This is a genomic window from Collinsella sp. An271, from assembly GCF_002159695.1.
Taxonomy (GTDB): Bacteria; Actinomycetota; Coriobacteriia; order Coriobacteriales; family Coriobacteriaceae; genus Collinsella; species Collinsella ihumii.
This window is the reverse complement of the sequence record NZ_NFJE01000009.1, coordinates 96511-115582: the sequence shown is the minus strand read 5'-3', so window position 1 is coordinate 115582 and position 19072 is coordinate 96511. Positions and strand designations below refer to the sequence as shown.

Sequence of the window (19072 nt, the reverse complement as noted above, 5' to 3'; positions counted from 1 at the left end):
GAACTACCGATGCTCATCAAGCGCGTATACAACAACAACGTCGTTTTGGTTACCGATGATTCCGGCGCCGAATGCGTTGCCGTTGGGCGTGGCCTGGCGTTTTCAAAGCGCGCGGGCGACGAGGTCGACCAGAGCATGGTGGAAAAGGTCTATACGCTCGATAGCGAGGAGAACCGTACGCGCTTCGAGAACCTCATCAAGAGCATCCCGGTCGAATACCTCACCGTCGCCGACGAGATCGTCTCGATGGTTCAGCGCGAATCGGACCTTCATGTGGGCAACAACCTGCTGATCGCGCTCGCCGACCACATCTCGCTGTCGCTCGAGCGCGAGCGCGCGGGCGTGCCCTGCGAGAACCCGCTGCTTATGGAAATCAAGCAGTTCTACAAGCGCGAGTTCGCCCTCGCCCGTCGCGCCGCGGGCATTATCCACGAGCGCATGGGCATCTGGATCTCGGAGGGGGAGACCGGCTTCATCGCGCTGCACATCGTGAACGCCACGATGGGCCAGCGCGCCGACGTCCTGGTGCTGTCCATCCGCATGATCCAGGACATCTTGGACATCGTTTCCAGGGACTTCTCGATCACCTATGACGAGGAGTCCATCCAATACGAGCGGTTCCTCCGCCATCTGCAGTTTTTCGCCCAGCGCGTTTTGAGCGAGGACTCGAAGCAGTCGGAGGACACGTTTCTGTTCAATTTGGGTAAGGACCAGTACCCCGCCGCGCTCGCGTGCGCCGAGAAGATCGGGGCCTATGTTGCGGGCACCTACGGACGCAGCGTGACCGACGCGGAGAAGGGCTATCTGGTTTACCACATCATGAATCTCGTACACGCGATGGCCTCGGGCCCGAGCACAGGGGAAAGGAGTACTGAGTAAATGTTGGGAAAGATTAAGGGCTCGCTGGAGGTGTTCTCGAAGTCCATCGTCCAGCCGCTGATGTACCTGTCTGTTGCTGGCACCGTGCTGATTTTGGGCATCGTGCTCACCAACCAGACCGTCACCGCGATGGTTCCGTTCCTGCAGCTGCCGTTTTTCGCCGTGACCGGCCAGATCATCTACAACAGCCTGATGTTCATCGTCAACAACCTGGCTGTCATCTTCTGCGCGGGCATCGCGGGCGCTATGGCGAAGAAGGACAAGGGGCATGCGACGCTGATCGGCCTTATGTCGTTCTTCCTGTTCCTGAACGCCAACAACATCATGCTGAACGCCATGGGCATGCTTGCCGAGCCCAATGAGATGCTCGGCCTGACCGGCACCGGCCAGAGCGAGGTCCTGGGCATCCAGGTGCTCGACACCGGCGTGTTCGGCGGCATCATCATCGGCTGCATCGCGGGCGTCGTGTTCAACCGCTTCGGCTCCAAGCAGTTCCCGCTGGCGCTCTCCATGTTCTCCGGCGTGCGCTTCCCGTTCTTGATCATGATCTGCATCTCGCTGGTGCTGGGCGTTGCCTTCTGCTTCATCTGGCCGCCTGTGCAGGGAGCGATCTCGGCGATCGCCAGCCTGATCCTGCAGAGCGGCAACATCGGCCTGTTCATTTACGGCATGCTCAACAAGCTGCTCGTGCCGCTGGGCCTGCATCACCTCGTCTACACGCCGTTCCAGTTCTCTGACGTGGGCGGTACCCTGACCGTTGCCGGCCAGACCATCGCCGGTGCGTACCCGATCCGTGTTGCCGAGATGGCCATGACCGGTCAGCCCTTCTCCGACAGCACCTACTTCAACAGCTACACGTTCAACAACCTGTGGCCGTATCTGGGCATCGGCGCCGCCTTCATCGTCACGTCCTATAAGGCCAACCGCAAGAAGACCGAGTCCATCATCATCCCGCTGATGATCACCGCCGTGCTCACCTGCATCACCGAGCCGATCGACTTCCTGTTCGTGTTTGCCGCGCCGATCCTGTTCGTGATCCATTCGCTGCTGTCCGGTCTGTTCCTCATGCTGCTGAAGGTTCTGTCCATCCCCGCTGCCACGTCGGGCGGCATCATCAACATCATGGTGTCCAACCTCGTGCTCGGCGTCGACAAGACCAACTGGCCCATGATGATCGTTCTGGGCGTGGTCAACGCTGCGCTCTATTTCGCGCTGTTCACGCTGCTCATCAAGAAGCTGCATCTGCACACGCCGGGTCGCGAGGGCGACGAGGACGCCGTTGCCGTCGAGGACGCCTCTGCCGATTCCGGCACCGCCGCCGTCGCGGCTCCCGCTGCCTCCGGCTCCGCCGCGGCTGCCTCCGGTGACGACGCCGTCCTCGATCTCATCGCCGGCCTGGGCGGCAAGGGCAACATCATGTCCGTGGAGAACTGCTTCACCCGCCTGCGCGTCAACGTCGCCGACGAGTCCAAGGTCAACGAGGATCTCATCAACCATATGAAGAACAGCGGTATCGTTCGCAAGGGCAACGATATCCAGGTGATCTTCGGCATGGAGGTCGCAAGCGTGCGCGGCAAGGTCGAGGAGGCCCTCGCCAACATGTAGGCGCGCCCCCATCTGGGATGCAATCGACCAAGCGGGGCCGGGCGCTTTCCGGTCGGCCCCGCCTGAAAACGTAGGTATTCAGCACATCGTTGAAAGGAAGCAGCGAACATGATTATCACTTTGGCGGGCGGCGGTTCCACGTTCACCCCGGGCATCGTCAAGTCGATCGCCCTGCGCAAAGACGAGCTCGAGGTCGACGAGATCCGTCTGTACGACATCAACGAGGAGCGCCAGCGCAAGGTCGGCGTGCTCGTGGACTGGATCCTGCACGAGGACCTCAAGCTGGACATCAAGCTGACGGTCACCACGGACAAGGCCGAGGCGTTCACCGATGCCGACTTCGTCTTCGCGCAGATGCGCGTGGGCGGCTACGCGATGCGTGAGCAGGACGAGAAGATCCCGCTGCGCCATGGCTGCGTCGGCCAGGAGACCTGCGGCTGCGGCGGTCTCGCATACGGCATGCGCACCATCTTCCCCATGGTGGAGCTCATCGATGACGTGGAGAAGTACGCGAAGCCGACCTATTGGATCCTGAACTACTCCAACCCGGCCGCCATCGTTTCCGAGGCCTGCCGCGTGCTTCGCCCGAAGGCGCGCATCATCAACATCTGCGACATGCCCATTGCGATCATCGACGTGGTCGCCGCGGCGCTCGAGTGCAGCAAGAAGGATATCGTCTACGATTACTTCGGATTGAACCACTTCGGCTGGTTCACCTCCATCGAGGTGAACGGCGAGGAGGCGCTGCCGCGTCTGCGCGAGTACATCAAGGAGCACGAGATCCTGCTGCCCGCGGCGTTCTTGGCTGACAAGCAGTCGCTCATGAAGGCCGCCAAGTCCGGCGACGAGGGCGACGAGAACCCCGAGCAGAACCGCCACACCAAGGGCAGCTGGTACTACGTGTGGAAGGGCGTCTACGAGATCATGGAGCTCTTCCCCGAGTATCTGCCCAACACCTACCTCAACTACTACCTCCAGCAGAAGGAGTTCGTCGAGCACTCCAATCCCGAGCGCACCCGCGCCAACGAGGTCGAGGAGACGCGTGAGAAGAACCTCTTCGACGGCATCGACCGCTACGAGAAGACCGGCGAGATCGATGAGAGCGTGTTCTATGCGGGCAGCCACGGCGATTGGATCGCCGATCTGGCCATCGCCCTGAAGAACGACACCAAGGCGCGCTTCCTGGTCATCACCGAGAACCGCGGCGCGCTGCCGAACATGCCGTATGACGCTATGGTCGAGGTGCCCGCCTACATCGGCAAGAAGGGCCCCGAGGTCATCTGCCAGGACCCGATTCCCCTGTTCCAGCAGGGACTCATGATGCAGCAGCTCAACTCCGAGAAGCTGCTGGTCCAGGGCGCCATCGAGGGGTCCTACGAGAAAGTCCTCCAGGCGTTCACCCTGAACAAGACGGTGCCGTCCATGACGGTGGCCAAGGAGATCCTGGACGACATGATCGAGGCCAACAAGGGATACTGGCCCGAGCTTCACTAAGTCGAGCGAAAAGCTTCCGTGCGCGGGGCGCGGCCGCTGTCTGCGGCTGCGCCCCTTTTTCTAGGGGATCGCCGATTAATTGCTCCCGTGTTGCCCGTTCGCGGTCGACAGGGTCGAAAAAGGCGGCGGCTCGCGCGATATGCGCGAGCCGCCGCCTGGTGAGGGAAGGACGCTGTCAGGAAAGGGAAGGAAGGAAAGAAAAAAGCGATCTTACAGCGCCTTCTCGATCTCTGCCGCGAGCCTGGCCTTGGGCATGGCGCCGACCGTGCGCATGGCCTCGTTGCCAGACTTGAGCATGACAAGGGTCGGAATGGACATGACGCCGTACTTCATGGCGATGTCCTGGTTCTCGTCGACGTTGCACTTGGCGACGACGAGCTTGTCGGACAGCTCGTCTGCGAGCTCGTCGACGATGGGGGAGAGCGTGCGGCAGGGACCGCACCACGGTGCCCAGAAGTCGATCAGGACGGGCATGTCAGACGTGAGCAGATCGTTAAAATTCTGGGGAGTGACCTCGTGAATCTTTGCCATGGTTCCTCCTATGCGATAACGCATCTAGGTGCGGAAATGTTCGATACGCTCTGGGTTATACCCAGTTGTCGGCATGCGATGCACACGGCGGCATGGATTTGTTCTGCATGCCCGAGCACCGCTGTCTTCGGCCCGCGGTATGATGCTGGATACTCGGCAGAAGGAGGCCCCATGCGCATATCCACAACAGAGCGGAAAAACGCTTTCGTCCAGGCGACTAAGCAGGAGCTCGAGGCGCTTCAGGGGCGGGGCGTGCGCATGACGGGCAACGCATTCTCTCCCATCGTGCTGGTGAAAGGCGATCTGAACGACGCGGAGCGTGCGGGCGGGGAGCTGCTTGCGGGCGCTGACGGGGCCGCCTTGCGCTCTGCGCTGGGTGCCATCGGATATGCTCCGGAAGATTTTTGCGGGCTGTCCTGCACGGCATCTTCACCCGAGGGCGATCCGTTGGCAACAGAGGTGTTCCGCGAGGCGTTGGAGGCCCTCGACCCCGAGGCCGTTCTCCTGCTGGACGACGTGGCGGCGGACGCGATGCGCGAGGCGTATGCCGACGCGCTGGCGGTCATCGAGGACTTCGACACGGCGATGCTCAAGCCCGGCCTTGTCGCCCATGTGCTGGGCCGCAGGGTGCTCGCGCTCGATGGTTTCGAGGCGGCCCTGTCCGACAAACGGGAGAAGCAGCGCATGTGGGCGTATATCAAACAGCTTCCTCCCGCGGGGGCTCCGTATTAACCTGCGCGTTGGCCCGCCGCTGATGCGGAGGCCCTCGTTGTTTGGGGACGTGTTCGTTTCAACCCGCACCACCGTTGCTGCCAGGCTCGACACTAATTCATGAACGTAGAGGAGCAGATTTCACGTTTTCGCAGGTAAGGAAAGAATAACCCCCGTATTTATTCATGAATGAACGCGGGGCAGCGACGACCCGGCAGGGGCCCGTGCAGAAGCGCGCGCCGAAGGGGTGTCCCCGATTTGCAAAAGTGCACGCGAAAGGTACGTCCCCGATTTGCATTCGGTGGGGATGGTGCGGTTTTTCTGAGTCTTTACAGCTGTCTTGTCAGCTGTAAAGACTCGTGTCATACTCGCAGGCCAGACATAGTCGAAGTTGAGGGGAGTCGATATGTTTGGCACGCAGGCCGCCGAGATGGCGGCGCGCATTGAGCGTCTCAAACAGGAACGGGACGCGGTGCTGCTCGCGCATTACTACGTCGCACCCGAGGTGCAGGCGGTCGCAGATTACGTGGGGGATTCGTTTGCCCTGGCCAAGCTTGCCGTCAGTCTACCGAACCGTGTGCTGGTGGTCGCGGGCGTCGAGTTCATGGGCGAAAGCATGAAGCTGCTCAATCCCGAAAAGACCGTCTTGATGCCCGACCCTGGGGCCGATTGCCCCATGGCCCATATGATCGATAAGAAGACGGTTGACGCCGCCCGAGCGGAATACGGAGACGACCTCGCCGTCGTCTGCTATGTGAACTCGACCGCGGAGGCCAAGAGCCTAAGCGACGTGTGCGTCACGTCGTCCAACGCGGTGTCCGTGGTGCGCGCGATGCCGCAGCACCACATCCTGTTCGTTCCCGATCGGAACCTGGGGCGCTACGTGGCCCAGCAGGTCCCGGAGAAGCACGTCATACTCAATGACGGCTGCTGCCCGTTCCACGCGGCCATTACGGCGCAAGAGGTCGAGCGGCTCAAGCGCGAGCATCCTGGGGCGCCCGTGCTCGCCCACCCTGAATGCACCGAGCGCGTGCTCGCATTGGCGGATTGCATCGGATCGACAGCGGAGATCATCGAGTACGCGGCGACCCACGATGCGCCGGAGTACATCGTGGTCACGATGGAGGGGGTCGCGTCGGAGCTCGAGCGTCGGTGCGGCGCCTCGAGGCGCTTCCTGTTCGTGCAGGACTCCGAGTGCCCCGAGATGGCGAAGGTCTCGCTAGCGAAGGTCGCCTCGTGCCTGCAGGATATGACGGGCGAGGTGCGCATGGCTGACGGCGATGCATCGGAGCGCGCCAGGGCGGCTCTCGAGCGCATGCTCGCCTATGCGGGGAGGTAGCCATGGTCGATGAAGAGGCAAGCGCGGCGTACGCATCGGATATGAGCTGCGACGTCGTGATCGTCGGCTGCGGTGTCGCCGGGCTCTACACGGCGCTTTCGCTGCCGAGCTCCATGGATATCGTCATGCTGTCCAAAGGCGCGATCGAGGAGTGCGATTCCATGCTCGCCCAGGGAGGCATCTGCGTGCTTCCCGATTCGGCCGATTACGATGCGTATGTTGAGGACACGCTTCGGGCGGGGCACTACGAGAATCGGCGCGAGAGCGTATCCCTCATGATTCGCGACAGCCGTGACGTCATCAACGACCTTGTGGCCTGCGGCGTGGAGTTCGAGCGTGACGAGACGGGCGGGCTCGCGTTCACGCGCGAGGGCGCGCACAGCCGCCCGCGCATCTGCTACCACGCCGACATCACGGGCAAGGAGATCACGACCAAGCTGCTCGCTCGGGTGCGCGCGCTGCCCAACGTGCGGATCTTCGAGCATACGGCCATGGTCGACCTGATCGACACCAAGGAGGTCTCGGGCGAGAAGGCCGGGTGCGCAGGCGTTGTCGCCTGCCATGTTGACGAGCGGGATTCGACGGCGCGGGCGACGGACCTCGCGTCGGGGCGCGCGGGCGATGCCGGTCCGCGCTTTTCCATCGCGTCGCGGGCATGCGTGCTCGCGTGCGGCGGCATCGGCGGGCTCTACGAGCGCTCGACCAACTACCCCCAGCTCACGGGCGATGCGTGCGACATCGCGGCGGTGCATGGTGCCGAGCTGGAGCACATGGATTACGTCCAGATTCACCCGACCAGCCTCTACGTGGGGAACGGGGTGCGCGAGCGGGCGTTTTTGATCTCCGAGTCCTGTCGCGGCGAGGGCGCCATCTTGCTGAACGCCGCCGGCGAGCGCTTCTGCGATGAGCTGCAGCCGCGCGACGTGGTGTCCGAGGCCATCTACCGGCAGATGGAGGAAGACGGAGCGCCGTTCGTCCGCCTGTCGTTCGAGCGCGTGGCCCCAGAGGTCATCAGGACCCATTTCTCGCACATCTACGAGCACTGCCTCGAGCGGGGGTACGATATCTGCCGCGAGCCGATACCCGTCGTGCCAGCGCAGCACTACTTCATGGGCGGCATCCATGTGGATCGCGATTCCGCGACCTGCGTGCCGGGGCTCTATGCGGTGGGCGAGACGAGCTGCACGGGCGTGCACGGCAAAAACCGCCTGGCGAGCAACAGTCTGCTCGAGGCGCTCGTGTTCGCGCGCCGCGCCGCGTATCACATGGTGCACGGAAGCAGCCTGCAGCCGCGCGAGATCGGCGAGCCGCCTCTTGACGGACGGCACCGGAGCTGCGGGATCGACGGGGCCTCGATCGATGAGATATGCACGATGTGCACGGACGCACCCGCGACCGCGCGATGAAAGGAGACGGCCATGAACCCTATCACCATGCGCCTGCACGCCGACGAGCTGATCATGCAGGCGTTGCGCGAGGACATCACGTTCGAGGACGTGAGCACGGCGTCCGTGTGCCCGAATGCGCGCCCCGCCGAGGTCCAGCTGATCGCCAAAGCGGATGGCGTCATCGCGGGACTCGACGTGTTCGAGCGGACCTTCACCCTGCTCGATGAGGACGTGCGGGTCGAGCGGTACGTGAGCGACGGCGACGAGGTGGCGCGCGGCCAGCTGCTCGCCCACGTGCGAGGGGATGCGCGCGTGCTGCTGTCGGGCGAGCGGGTCGCGCTGAACTATCTTCAGCGCATGAGCGGCATCGCCACCTACACGCGCCGGATGGTCCGAGCGCTGGAGGGGACGTCGACCAAGCTGGTCGACACGCGCAAGACGACGCCGGGCATGCGCATCTTCGAGAAGGAGGCGGTTGCGCTCGGCGGCGGCTTCAACCACCGCTACAACCTCTCGACGGCCGTCATGCTGAAGGACAACCACATCGACGCCGCCGGAGGCGTCGATGCGGCGGTGCGCGCGGCGCGGCAGCACGCCTCGTTCACCTGCACCGTCGAGGTCGAATGCGAGGATCTCGACATGGTGCGCGCGGCCGTGGAGGCCGGGGCGGACATCATCATGCTCGACAACATGACGCACGAGGCGATGGCCGAGGCGATCGCGCTGATCGGTGGCCGGGCGCGCACCGAGGTGTCGGGCAACGTCGACGCGGGCAACATCCGCGCGCTTGCCGACCTGGGCGTGGATTACATCTCGTCGGGCGCCCTCACGCATTCCGCCCCGATTCTCGACCTGTCGCTCAAGCATTTGCGTATGCTTGACGAGTAGGGCGGCGCACGTTGCGAAAGGAGCATCCATGACCGGAGCCGAGCGAAGAGATGCGATCGTCAGGGCGCTTCACGAGGCGGACGGCCCCGTATCCGGTCGCGCGCTCGCGCAGGCGGTGGGCGTGAGCCGGCAGGTGGTGGTGCAAGACATCGCCCTGCTGCGCGCCGACGGGCGCGACATCGTGGCCACGAACCGCGGATATGTGCTGCGGGACGCGGGGGAGCACGCGGTGCCCACGCGCCTCGTGAAGGTGCACCACACGCTCGAGCAGCTCGAAGACGAGCTCGACACCATCGTCGATCTGGGCGGAACCGCCCTCAACGTCATGGTGAACCACCGCGTGTACGGCACGATCACGGCCGATCTGGACGTGCGCAACCGTCGGGACGTGGAGCGCTATCTCGAGGGGATCAGATCGGGCAAGAGCTTCCCGCTGATGACGGTGACGAGCGGCTACCACTTCCATCGCATCGCCGCGGACAGCGAGGAGGAGCTCGACGAGATCGAGGCGGCCTTGGCCGCCAAGGGCTATCTCGCGGAAGTGCTCCCCTACGAAAAGGAAGTCGTGGCATGAAAAAAGCCCGGTTCGCGAAGAACCGGGCTTTTGCGTTCGCTGATGCGATCAGACGAGCGGAGAAGTTACTCCTCGATCTCGGTGATGGCGCCGGCGGGGCAGGCCTCCTGGCAAGCGCCGCAGGCAACGCAGGAATCCTCGTCGGTCACGGTAGCAACGTCGTTGAGCTCGAGAACGCCCTGGGGGCAGGAGTCAACGCAAACGCCGCAGGCGATGCACTCGTCAGCATCAATGATAGGCTTGGCCATGGTCGTATCCTCTCTGTGCGATACACAACGTGCACCCGGCGACACAGGCGAATGCGCGCCGAGTTTTGCTGCGCTTAACATACCACGTGGGGGCATCATTGCAACCCTTGAGCGAGTGATTTACATACCGTTCGCCGAGTCAACTTCGGTTGACTGAAGAAAGCGCCGATCGATTGCTTTCGCACCTTACGGTCCGTGCCGGGCACCTGCGCGCTCAGGCTGCATCGGCGCAGCCCAACGGCGCCGTCCTCCCCTCCATTGCGGTTGAGGGGTCCCCGGGTGCCGCCCTTCCGGGGAAAGTGGCTAGAAATTTCGATTCTGCTGTAGACCAGCTCGGATAAGGACGTCCGCCTTGATCGTAATGTCGGTATCGACCGCCTACGATACCGTCGCCATGGTCTCAGGCGCCTCGAATACGGCCTCGACAGGGGGATGCGCGGCGTCGACAGCGGGTTTCGGGCCCGATTGAGCGGTGCCGCTACAGCAAAATAGAAATTTCTAGCCACATTCGTCCGGAAGAGGGGCGCGGCCGGGGCAGCACGAGGGCGGAGACTGCGGGCGCCCGGCGCGGTTTTTGCGTCCGTGAAGGGCGAGGAGCGCCCCTTCTCCAGCTTTTTTAGAAAATCTTATATGGAATGACTTAGATTTTGTATAAGTGGGCCTATAAGGGGATATAGTATGGTCGAACGAAAAACGCGTGGCGCCGGGCCGAGGTCCGAGCCACCCGGCACGTAAAGGGAAAGAAGAGGGATATATCATGAGCAAGATTCTTGGTATCGACCTTGGTACTACCAACTCCGCCATGGCGGTGTTCGAGGGCGGCGACCCCACCATCATCGTGAACGCCGAGGGCGACCGCACCACTCCGTCCGTCGTGGGCTTCCGCGCCGACGGCGACCGCGTCGTGGGCAAGGCCGCTAAGAACCAGGCGGTCACCAACCCGAAGAACACCGTGTTCTCCATCAAGCGCTTCATGGGCCGCAAGTACTCCGAGGTCGGCTCTGAGATCAAGACCGTCCCGTACGAGGTCAAGGAGGGCCAGGGCGGCCGCGCCGTCGCCCACATCGACGGCGAGGACTACACGCCCGAGCAGGTCAGCGCCATGATCCTCCAGAAGATGAAGACCGACGCGGAGAAGTACCTGGGCGAGACCGTCACCGACGCCGTCATCACCGTCCCGGCCTACTTCAACGACTCCCAGCGCCAGGCCACCAAGGACGCGGGCAGGATCGCCGGCCTGAACGTCAAGCGCATCGTGAACGAGCCGACCGCGGCCGCGCTCGCCTACGGTCTCGACAAGCAGGGCACCGACCAGCGCATCCTCGTCTTCGACCTGGGCGGCGGCACGTTCGACGTCTCCATCTTGGACCTCGCCGACGGCGTGTTCGAGGTCCTGTCCACGTCCGGTGACAACCACCTGGGCGGCGACGACTGGGATCAGCGCGTCATCGACTGGCTGGCCGACAAGTTCCAGTCCGACAACGGCATCGACCTTCGTAAGGACCCCATGGCCCTGCAGCGCCTGAAGGAGGCCGCAGAGAACGCCAAGAAGGAGCTCTCCGCCGCCCAGCAGGCCACCATCAACCTGCCGTTCATCACCGCTGACGCCACCGGCCCCAAGCACCTCGACTACACGCTGACCCGCGCCGAGTTCGAGCGCATCACGCACGACCTGCTCGAGCGCTGCAAGCAGCCCGTCACCAACGCGCTGCGCGACGCCAACCTCAAGCTCTCCGACCTGACCGAGGTCATCCTCGTCGGCGGATCCACCCGTATGCCCGCCGTCCAGGATCTTGTCAAGAACATGACCGGCAAGCAGCCCAACATGTCCGTGAACCCCGACGAGGTCGTCGCCTGCGGCGCCGCCGTCCAGGGCGCGATCCTGTCCGGTGACGGCCCGTCCGACATCCTGCTGCTGGACGTGACCCCGCTTTCGCTCGGCGTCGAGACCATGGGCGGCATCATGACCAAGATGATCGACCGCAACACCACGATCCCGACCTCCAAGACCGAGATCTACTCCACCGCCGCCGACAACCAGACGAGCGTCGAGATCAACGTCCTGCAGGGCGAGCGCGAGCTGGCTCGCGACAACAAGAGCCTGGGCAAGTTCCAGCTGACCGGTATCCCCGCGGCCCGTCGCGGCGTGCCTCAGATCGAGGTCACCTTCGACATCGACGCCAACGGCATCGTGAAGGTCTCCGCCAAGGACAAGGGCACCGGCAAGGAGCAGCAGATCACCATCTCCGGCTCCACGGCGCTGTCCGACGAGGAAGTCGACCGCATGGTGAAGGACGCCGAGGCCCATGCCGAGGAGGACAAGAAGCAGAAGGAGGAGGTCGAGGTCCGCAACCAGACCGACTCGCTCGCGTACTCCACCGAGCAGACCCTCTCCGACCTGGGCGACAAGGTCAACGCCGACCTCAAGTCCAAGGCGGAGAACGCCATCGCCGAGGCGAAGAAGGCGCTCGAGGGCTCCGATGTGGACGCCATCAAGACCGCTGGCGACAACCTGCAGTCCGTCGCCTACGAGCTCGCGCAGATCGTCTACGCCGACGCCCAGCAGGCGACCGAGGGCGGCAACACCGGCTCTGCTGCCGGCGCTGACGACGATGTCGTCGATGCCGACTACGAGGTTGTCGACGAGGACAAGTAATCATGTCCGCCCGCAATGACCACACGGAGGCGGCCGCCGCTGCCGCCTCCGCGGATGCTGAGGAGAAGGACGTGAAGATTCCCGTAGAGGCAGCCGACGAGGCAACGGAGGCTGTCGAGACCGAGACCGCTGAGAACGAGCAGCCAGTCGAGCAGGAGGAGGTGCCCGCCATGACTGAAGAGGAGATGGTGGAGGCCGCAATCCGGGCAGGCGAAGAGGCCGCCAACGACGACTTCAAGGTGAAGTACGAGCAGGTTTCCGCCGAGCTTGCCGAGGTTCGCGCTGAGCTCGATGCCGCCGGCGAGGCGAAGGAGGCCGCCGAGACGAAGGCCGCCGACGCCGTCGACCGCGCCACGCGCCTGCAGGCGGATTGGGAGAACTACCGCCGCCGCACGGCCGCCGAGCGCCTGGCCGAGCAAGCCCGCGCGACCGAGAAGCTCGTGACCGCCCTGCTGCCGGTCGTCGATGACATCGAGCGAGCGATCGCCCATGCGCGCTCCCAGGAGCTCGCCGACGACTTCAAGCAGTTCGTGGACGGCGTCGACGCAGTGCACAGCAAGCTGATGGGCGTGTTCGAGCACGAAGGGGTCGAGACGATCGATCCCAAGGGCGAGCCGTTCAACCCGCTTGAGCACCAGGCGGTCGGACGCGTCGAGGACGCCGACCAGTACGACGAGACGGTCAACGACGTGTATCAGAAAGGCTACCGCATGGGGGACCGCATCCTGCGTTCCGCCATGGTCACGGTGACCTATGGTGGCGCCAAGAGGCCTGCCGAGGAGGCGGAGCAAGCGCCAGAGGGCGAAGCCTCTGAGGGGACCGAGGAGTAAGACTCAAGGGCTCCGGGGCGCCAAGCTCCGGGGCCCTTATTCATGAGAGGGACGTGTGCGCCGCGCATCGTGCGGCGCGCAGGCAGAAAGGAGGGGGCGTACCATGCCGCAGGGCAAGAATTTCTATGATGTGTTGGGGGTCCAGAAGAACGCCTCCGACCAAGAGATCAAAAAGGCGTTCCGCAAGCTCGCGCAGAAGTACCATCCCGACGCGGGCGGCGACGAGGCGAAGTTCAAGGAGATCTCCGAGGCGTATGAGACGCTCTCGGATCCCAAGAAGCGCAAAGAGTATGACCAGATGCTGATGTTCGGCGGCATTCCGGGCGCCGGTGGAGGCGGTTACGCCTACTCCGGCGGCGCCGGCGCCGGCGGTTGGAGCGATATCTTCAGCAGCATCTTCAACGGAGACGGGGCGTTCGGTTCGGACTGGGCGTCGAACTTCGGCGGGATGGGTGGCGCCGGCTCGCGCGCTGCGAACCGGCCGCGCAAGGGCAGCGACCTGTCGCTTTCGGTCGATGTGTCGGCAGAGGATGCGTTCCGCGGCGTCACGCACAAGGTGACGTATCGAATCCCCTCGACCGGCGAGCAGCAGACCATCACGGTCAGCGTCCCCGCCGGAGCGGTCGATGGTGGCAAGCTGCGCTATAAGCGGCGCGGCGAGTACGGCGTCAACGGCGGCGAGCGCGGCGACCTGGTGGTCACCACCAATGTCGCCGAGCACCCGCTGTTCAAGCGCAAGGGAGCCGATGTCACCATGGAGCTGCCGATCTCGGTCTACGAGGCCGCGCTCGGTTGCGCCGTGGACGTGCCGACGCCCGGCGGTGCCACCGTGCGCCTCAAGGTGCCGGCGGGCACGCAAAGCGGCAAGACGTTCCGCTTCAAGGACATGGGTGCACCCGATGTGAAGCATCGCGGCCGCACGGGCGCGCTGCTGGTCAAGGTCGCCGTTCAGGTGCCGACGAGCCTGTCGGGAGACGAGAAGTCCGCGCTCGAGAAGCTGCGCGACGCCGACCGGCGCGATTATCGCGCGGACGTGAACCGCTACCGCGCTAAGATGTAGGTGATTATCCGGCACCGGAAGGGCCGCGCGCCCTTCCGGTGCATGAAGGTCTGGGGATTGATATGGCTGATGATGCACGCAATAAACCGCTCTATATGATTTCGGTTGCCGCAGAGCTCACGGGCATGCATCCCCAGACCCTGCGCGTATACGAGTCCAAGGGGCTGGTGAATCCGCAGCGCTCGGGCGGCAACACGCGCCTGTATTCGCGCGCGGACATCGAGCGCCTGGAGCTCATCAACCAGCTGACCGACGAGGGCATCAACCTCGCCGGCGTGGTGCGCATCCTCGACATGAAGGAGCGCGCGGAGGAGCGCGAGCGCGAGATGGAGAAGCTCCGCGCCCGCGTGCGCGAGCTCGAGGAAGAGGTCCACGAGTTCAAGATGCAGAAGAAGATCACCGCGCTCGCCCCGCGAGACGGGTCGGCCGATCCGCATCAGGTTCTTCGCGGCCTGCTCGGAGGCGGCGACCTGTAGGTGCGTTGCCTGAAATTCTAGGGACAGTCCCTGAAATTTCACCATCGGAATGAAATTTTAGGGACTGTCCCTAGAATTTCAGTTATCCCCACAGCTCCCGAATCTTATCCAGAAAAACGCTGGCTGCCGGCGAGAACTCCTGGTAGCGCTTCCATGCGATGGTGACTTCAGCGTGAATGGCCGGTTCGAGCGGCCTGAATGCCAGGCCGCTGTCGGGAGAGATGTCGACGATGCCCTCGAGGCTCACGACGTAGCCCACGCCGCGCCTTGCCAGCAGGGCGGCATTGAAAAGCAGGTTGTAGGTCGCCACGATATCCAGTTCGGCAAAATCATGCTTGAACCAGCTGCGCATCTCGCGGCTCGCCTGTCGTGAGAATATGAGCGGTCGGTCGATGAGATCCTCTGCGCGTATCGCGCGCTTTTGCGCCAGCGGGTCGTCGGCACGCATGAAAACGCCCCAGGTGTCTTGTGCGGGAAGCTCGATGACCTCGTAGCGCGACAGATCGGTGTGCCCGATGAAGACGCCGAAGTCGAGCCGGCCGGTATCCAGCCGCTCACTGACATCCTCGGCGTTGCCGCTGTAGAGGGAAAAACGCAAAAGAGGATAGGTCTCCTGCAGTTCCGCGACCGCGTCGGCGACAAGCCCCATGGCCTGCGTCTCGCCGCCGCCGATGCGCACCTCGCCGGCAAGCGTGTCGGCCGATATGAGGAACTCGGCCTCCGTGCGCCCGACCAGATCGACGATCTCCTCAGCGCGACGGCGCAGCCGCATGCCGGCCTCGGTGAGCTCGATACGGCGGCTGCCGCGTTCGAACAGCTTGCAGCCGAGCTCGTGCTCGAGCTCCTGCATCTGGCGCGATAGCGACGGCTGCGAGATGTGCAGCACGGTCGCGGCGCCCGAAATAGTGCCTTCGCGGGCGATCATCAAGAAATACTGGAGCGGGCGAAGTTCCATGGGGCCCTTTCGTTCGTTGCGGTCCTGCCGGCATCGGGGCGCGTCGGCCGAGCTGGTGCGAAGGTGCGCGCTACCGCGCCGCGAGGCACATGGCGATGAAGTCGCGCATGGTGCGCTGGAAGTCGACCTCATGGCGCTCGATGCCCAGTTCGGCAAGGGCCGCCGCCATGAGGGGGCTTCGGAAGCAGACGCTCACGTATCCGACGCCGTGGAAGTAGACGGTGGTGATGAGGTCCTCCATGTGCGCGCGGTCGAGCTCGAGGATGCTGGCAAGCCGGTCGGCGAATGCGCTCATGTCGGCATAGTAGCCGCGCTTGAACGCGACAAGCCGCTCGAGGCTCACGTTGATCTCGATGATGCCCGCCAGGATCTCGCCGAGGCGGAAATAGTCCTGGTGGGCGCTGGCGATGCCCGCCCATATCTCGGCTACGATGTCGGCGCCAAAGCCGCATCCTTCCGGAAGCGCGGCGAGCAGCGCTTGAAAGTACGCGTGACATTCGTCGGCGTCGAGCGCGAGGAAGATCTCCTCTTTGGTGCTCGCGTACTTATAGATGTTGGCTCGCGACCAGTCGAGCTCCTCGGCAATGGTGGTCAGCGTGATTTCGTGATAGGGGCGCTGCGCGAACTGGCGCTTCGCCGCCGCCTTGATTTCCGCAAATCGCTGCGCCTTCTGTTCGTCGCTTCTCGCGCGCACAAATGATCCCATGGTCGTCTCCTGTAACACGTTTGTTCAGAACTATACCATACGCAACAAAATGACTCCTTCTCTCCTATGGAAATAACGTGACGTTGTGTCATTATGAAAATAAGAAACACAACGTTAGTTATAGTTGAGCCAATCAGCAACAGCGTGTTGCTTTGGTTTCATCGACGGAAGGGTTCGCCATGCTTGGTAATTTCACGTTCCACAACCCCGTCAAGCTCATCTTCGGCACGGACGCCATGAACATGCTCACCGACGAGCTGCGCGCCTACGGCCCGGTGGTCCAGCTCGTCTACGGCGGTGGCTCCATCAAGAAGAACGGAATCTACGACCAGGTTGTCAAAGCCCTTGAGGCTGCGGGCAAGACGGTGGTGGAGGACGCCGGCGTCATGCCCAACCCTACGGTCGAGAAGCTGAACGAGGGCATCAAGATCGCGCGCGACAACCATGTCGACTTCATCCTCGCGGTGGGCGGCGGTTCGTGCATCGACTATGCCAAGGGCGTCGCGGTGTCGGTGAATCTGCCCGAAGACGTCGACCCGTGGCAGAAGTACTGGGTCGACTTCGAGGAACCGACCTGTGATGTCGTGCCCGTCGGCTCGGTGCTCACCATGGTCGGCACCGGCTCCGAGATGAACTGCGGGTCGGTTATCACCAACCACGAGACCAAGATGAAGGTCGGGCACGTCTTCGCCAATTCCGACGTGTTTCCCAAGTTCGCCGTGCTGAACCCGGAGTTCACGTACACCCTGCCGACCTATCAGATGGTGGCGGGCATCTTCGACATCATGAACCACATCACCGAGCAGTATTTCTCGGGTACCGACGACAGCACGAGCGACTACCTGTCTGAAGGCCTCATGCGCTCGCTCATCCATGCGAGCCGCGCTGCCGTGAAGAACCCGCATGACTACGAGGCGCGCTCGAACATCATGTGGTGCGCCACGTGGGCGCTCAACACGCTCGTCGCGTGCGGCAAGACCACGGACTGGGAGGTCCACATGCTCGGCCAGGCGGTGGGCGCGCACACCGACGCCACGCACGGCATGACCCTTGCCGCCGTCGCGCTGCCGTACTACCGCCTGATCATGCCCTACGGGGTGGCCAAGTTCGCGCGCTTCGCGACGAACGTATGGGGTGTGTCGCCCGAGGGCAAAAGCGACGAGGAGCTCGCTGCGGCCGGCCTGGACGCCATGGAGGCGTGGATGCGCGAGATCGGCTGCGTGATGAGCATCTCCGAGCTCGGCGCCACCGAGGACATGATCGAGGGCCTTGCGGACAGCACGCTGGTCATGCAGGGCGGCTACCACGTCCTCACGCGCGACGAGATTATCCGCATCTTCCGCGAGAGCCTGTAGGTCTATCGAATGTGATGACATCGTGGCCCGTATGCGGGTCACGCTCAGTAACGGCAGGGGAGCCCGACGGTGCGGGCGGCCTATGCGATGGAGGGGAGAGAAGATCATGGCGAAGACACTGGTGGCATATTTCTCGGCGAGCGGGGTGACGGAGCGCGTGGCACGCAAGGTCGCGGAGGCGACGGGCGCCGACCTGTACCAAATCGAACCCGCGGAGCCCTATACGGCGGCCGATTTGGACTGGCGCGACAAGGGTAGTCGCAGCTCGGTGGAGATGAACGATCCTGCGAGCCGGCCCGCGATTGCGACAGGTGTTGCGGATATGGCCTCCTACGACACGGTGTTCGTGGGCTTCCCCGTCTGGTGGTATGTGGAGCCGCGCATCGTCGACACCTTCTTGGATGCGTACGATTTTGTGGGTAAGACGATGATCCCCTTCGCCACCTCGGGCGGCAGCGGCATCTCCGGTGCCGAGAAGAGCCTTGCCGAGCGCTGCCCTTCGGCTACGTGGAAGCTCGGCCGTCTGCTCAACGGCGGCGATATCGCCGCTTGGGCCGCAGCGCAGGTGTAGGCAGGTCTCTTGACAGTCGGTTCGTCCGTTTTTCGAGAGAATGGAGATGGCCTTGTTCGATGTTGATTCGCCGGTCGAGCGCCGGGCGCTGCTGAGGCGCGCCGGTGCAGTTGCCGCCCTGCTTCCGCTGGGCGGCCTGCTGTCCGCGTGCGGCGAGGTGGAGGCGGGCGCCAATGGCGACGAGCCGTCCGGTAGCGGTTCCGCCGCATCAGACGGCGCTTCGTCTGGCGTCGACCAGGCGTCGGCCGGGTCTGCCGGCTCTGTGTTGGTGGCGTATTTCTCGGCAACGGGCAACACTGCCGGCATAGCGAGCGCCGTTGTCGAGCATCTGGGTGCAGACACCTTCGAGATCAGTCCTGCTCAGCCTTATGCAGATGTCGATCTCAATTACAACGACGATGGAAGCCGCGCGAGCCAGGAGCGCGCCTCGGATGCACGCCCTGAGCTTTCCCAAGATATCCCCGATGGTTTTGCCGATTACGATATCGTGTTTTTGGGTTACCCCATCTGGTGGGGTGAGGCCGCGTGGCCGCTGCGCACCTTCGTGGAGGCCAACGATTTTTCAGGCAAGGTCGTGGTTCCGTTTTGCACCTCGGCGAGCTCGGGAATCGGTGGCAGTGGCGAGGCGTTGGCCGAGTTGGCCGGTGCGGGTGATTGGCGCGAGGGATCGCGTTTCTCGGGCTCTGCCCCCACTGCCGATGTGGCCGACTGGGTCGACGGCCTAGGCCTGTAGGCGGCTCCGGGCTTGCTTGACACGCGTCTTCGCTGCGGGGGCGTTTTTCCCAGCAGTGTGAGCCGGCAGACGT

19 protein-coding genes are annotated in these 19072 nt (G+C 63.6%); 15 read left to right on the top strand and 4 right to left on the bottom strand.

Translation table 11 applies throughout. From position 1 onward, the window contains the following. Positions 1-9 precede the first annotated feature (9 nt). The 3 genes from B5F74_RS09055 to B5F74_RS09045 all read left to right on the top strand — a co-directional run bounded on the left by B5F74_RS09055 (position 10) and on the right by B5F74_RS09045 (position 3978). Positions 10-879, top strand: a complete 870-nt coding sequence (locus B5F74_RS09055) for a PRD domain-containing protein (RefSeq protein ID WP_087201784.1) — start codon at positions 10-12, stop codon at positions 877-879. Further along, complete coding sequence (locus tag B5F74_RS09050) at positions 880-2484, top strand: PTS transporter subunit EIIC (RefSeq protein WP_087201782.1); 1605 nt, start codon at positions 880-882, stop codon at positions 2482-2484. 108 nt (positions 2485-2592) lie between these two features. Next, entirely contained in the window at positions 2593-3978 is a 1386-nt protein-coding gene (locus tag B5F74_RS09045) for a 6-phospho-alpha-glucosidase (RefSeq protein WP_087201780.1), read from the top strand. Positions 3979-4188: 210 nt separating this feature from the next. On the opposite strand, the gene trxA is transcribed toward B5F74_RS09045, so the two are convergent. Continuing rightward, positions 4189-4509, bottom strand: a complete 321-nt coding sequence (gene trxA / locus B5F74_RS09040) for a thioredoxin (RefSeq protein ID WP_066831435.1) — start codon at positions 4507-4509, stop codon at positions 4189-4191. A 171-nt stretch (positions 4510-4680) separates the two neighbouring features. Between trxA and B5F74_RS09035 the strand changes: the two genes are divergently transcribed. The 5 genes from B5F74_RS09035 (at position 4681) to B5F74_RS09015 (ending at position 9409) form a co-directional block, all read left to right on the top strand. Beyond that, the gene (locus B5F74_RS09035; protein ID WP_087201778.1) at positions 4681-5241 is read left to right on the top strand and encodes a hypothetical protein; all 561 of its coding nucleotides are present in this window, start codon (positions 4681-4683) and stop codon (positions 5239-5241) included. Positions 5242-5626: 385 nt separating this feature from the next. Further along, positions 5627-6559: a quinolinate synthase NadA gene (nadA, locus tag B5F74_RS09030; protein WP_204212530.1), complete on the top strand. Its 933-nt coding sequence runs from the start codon at positions 5627-5629 to the stop codon at positions 6557-6559. 2 nt (positions 6560-6561) lie between these two features. Next, positions 6562-7965, top strand: coding sequence for an FAD-binding protein (locus B5F74_RS09025; protein ID WP_239283441.1), 1404 nt, complete (start codon positions 6562-6564; stop codon positions 7963-7965). 12 nt (positions 7966-7977) lie between these two features. Continuing rightward, entirely contained in the window at positions 7978-8835 is an 858-nt protein-coding gene (gene nadC, locus B5F74_RS09020; RefSeq protein ID WP_087201776.1) for a carboxylating nicotinate-nucleotide diphosphorylase, read from the top strand. 28 nt (positions 8836-8863) lie between these two features. Beyond that, entirely contained in the window at positions 8864-9409 is a 546-nt protein-coding gene (locus B5F74_RS09015; protein ID WP_087201774.1) for a transcription repressor NadR, read from the top strand. Between the two features lie 65 nt (positions 9410-9474). On the opposite strand, the gene B5F74_RS09010 is transcribed toward B5F74_RS09015, so the two are convergent. After that, on the bottom strand, positions 9475-9657 hold the full coding sequence (locus tag B5F74_RS09010) for a 4Fe-4S binding protein (protein WP_066831455.1): 183 nt from the start codon (positions 9655-9657) through the stop codon (positions 9475-9477). Positions 9658-10414: 757 nt separating this feature from the next. On the opposite strand from B5F74_RS09010, the gene dnaK reads away from it, so the two are divergent. The 4 genes from dnaK to B5F74_RS08990 all read left to right on the top strand — a co-directional run bounded on the left by dnaK (position 10415) and on the right by B5F74_RS08990 (position 14679). Next, a complete protein-coding gene (gene dnaK, locus B5F74_RS09005; protein ID WP_087201772.1) occupies positions 10415-12313 on the top strand; it encodes a molecular chaperone DnaK in 1899 nt (632 codons plus the stop codon). Positions 12314-12315: 2 nt separating this feature from the next. Beyond that, a complete protein-coding gene (locus tag B5F74_RS09000; RefSeq protein ID WP_087201771.1) occupies positions 12316-13143 on the top strand; it encodes a nucleotide exchange factor GrpE in 828 nt (275 codons plus the stop codon). A 103-nt stretch (positions 13144-13246) separates the two neighbouring features. Then, on the top strand, positions 13247-14203 hold the full coding sequence (locus tag B5F74_RS08995; protein WP_066831461.1) for a DnaJ C-terminal domain-containing protein: 957 nt from the start codon (positions 13247-13249) through the stop codon (positions 14201-14203). 62 nt (positions 14204-14265) lie between these two features. Further along, positions 14266-14679: a helix-turn-helix transcriptional regulator gene (locus B5F74_RS08990; RefSeq protein ID WP_066831464.1), complete on the top strand. Its 414-nt coding sequence runs from the start codon at positions 14266-14268 to the stop codon at positions 14677-14679. Positions 14680-14761: 82 nt separating this feature from the next. Here the strand turns inward: B5F74_RS08990 and B5F74_RS08985 are convergent, their stop codons facing one another. Further along, a complete protein-coding gene (locus B5F74_RS08985; RefSeq protein WP_087201769.1) occupies positions 14762-15634 on the bottom strand; it encodes a LysR family transcriptional regulator in 873 nt (290 codons plus the stop codon). A gap of 70 nt (positions 15635-15704) precedes the next feature. Further along, the gene (locus tag B5F74_RS08980; RefSeq protein WP_087201767.1) at positions 15705-16340 is read right to left on the bottom strand and encodes a TetR family transcriptional regulator; all 636 of its coding nucleotides are present in this window, start codon (positions 16338-16340) and stop codon (positions 15705-15707) included. Positions 16341-16519: 179 nt separating this feature from the next. Between B5F74_RS08980 and B5F74_RS08975 the strand changes: the two genes are divergently transcribed. From B5F74_RS08975 to B5F74_RS08965, 3 genes are all read left to right on the top strand, one after another. Next, positions 16520-17695 carry an iron-containing alcohol dehydrogenase gene (locus tag B5F74_RS08975; protein WP_087201764.1) on the top strand — a complete coding sequence of 392 codons (1176 nt, stop codon included), beginning with the start codon at positions 16520-16522 and terminating at the stop codon, positions 17693-17695. A gap of 106 nt (positions 17696-17801) precedes the next feature. Next, positions 17802-18266: a flavodoxin gene (locus B5F74_RS08970; RefSeq protein ID WP_087201762.1), complete on the top strand. Its 465-nt coding sequence runs from the start codon at positions 17802-17804 to the stop codon at positions 18264-18266. 52 nt (positions 18267-18318) lie between these two features. Continuing rightward, positions 18319-18999 (top strand): flavodoxin, encoded by a 681-nt coding sequence (locus B5F74_RS08965; protein ID WP_158095735.1) that lies wholly within the window; start codon positions 18319-18321, stop codon positions 18997-18999. Positions 19000-19072: the final 73 nt, after the last annotated feature.

Coding starts and splice junctions, on each gene's coding strand:
- B5F74_RS09055 (WP_087201784.1), top strand. CDS start 10: ATGCTCATCAAGCGCGTATACAACAACAACGTCGTTTTGGTTACCGAT.
- B5F74_RS09050 (WP_087201782.1), top strand. CDS start 880: ATGTTGGGAAAGATTAAGGGCTCGCTGGAGGTGTTCTCGAAGTCCATC.
- B5F74_RS09045 (WP_087201780.1), top strand. CDS start 2,593: ATGATTATCACTTTGGCGGGCGGCGGTTCCACGTTCACCCCGGGCATC.
- trxA (WP_066831435.1), bottom strand. CDS start 4,509: ATGGCAAAGATTCACGAGGTCACTCCCCAGAATTTTAACGATCTGCTC.
- B5F74_RS09035 (WP_087201778.1), top strand. CDS start 4,681: ATGCGCATATCCACAACAGAGCGGAAAAACGCTTTCGTCCAGGCGACT.
- nadA (WP_204212530.1), top strand. CDS start 5,627: ATGTTTGGCACGCAGGCCGCCGAGATGGCGGCGCGCATTGAGCGTCTC.
- B5F74_RS09025 (WP_239283441.1), top strand. CDS start 6,562: ATGGTCGATGAAGAGGCAAGCGCGGCGTACGCATCGGATATGAGCTGC.
- nadC (WP_087201776.1), top strand. CDS start 7,978: ATGAACCCTATCACCATGCGCCTGCACGCCGACGAGCTGATCATGCAG.
- B5F74_RS09015 (WP_087201774.1), top strand. CDS start 8,864: ATGACCGGAGCCGAGCGAAGAGATGCGATCGTCAGGGCGCTTCACGAG.
- B5F74_RS09010 (WP_066831455.1), bottom strand. CDS start 9,657: ATGGCCAAGCCTATCATTGATGCTGACGAGTGCATCGCCTGCGGCGTT.
- dnaK (WP_087201772.1), top strand. CDS start 10,415: ATGAGCAAGATTCTTGGTATCGACCTTGGTACTACCAACTCCGCCATG.
- B5F74_RS09000 (WP_087201771.1), top strand. CDS start 12,316: ATGTCCGCCCGCAATGACCACACGGAGGCGGCCGCCGCTGCCGCCTCC.
- B5F74_RS08995 (WP_066831461.1), top strand. CDS start 13,247: ATGCCGCAGGGCAAGAATTTCTATGATGTGTTGGGGGTCCAGAAGAAC.
- B5F74_RS08990 (WP_066831464.1), top strand. CDS start 14,266: ATGGCTGATGATGCACGCAATAAACCGCTCTATATGATTTCGGTTGCC.
- B5F74_RS08985 (WP_087201769.1), bottom strand. CDS start 15,634: ATGGAACTTCGCCCGCTCCAGTATTTCTTGATGATCGCCCGCGAAGGC.
- B5F74_RS08980 (WP_087201767.1), bottom strand. CDS start 16,340: ATGGGATCATTTGTGCGCGCGAGAAGCGACGAACAGAAGGCGCAGCGA.
- B5F74_RS08975 (WP_087201764.1), top strand. CDS start 16,520: ATGCTTGGTAATTTCACGTTCCACAACCCCGTCAAGCTCATCTTCGGC.
- B5F74_RS08970 (WP_087201762.1), top strand. CDS start 17,802: ATGGCGAAGACACTGGTGGCATATTTCTCGGCGAGCGGGGTGACGGAG.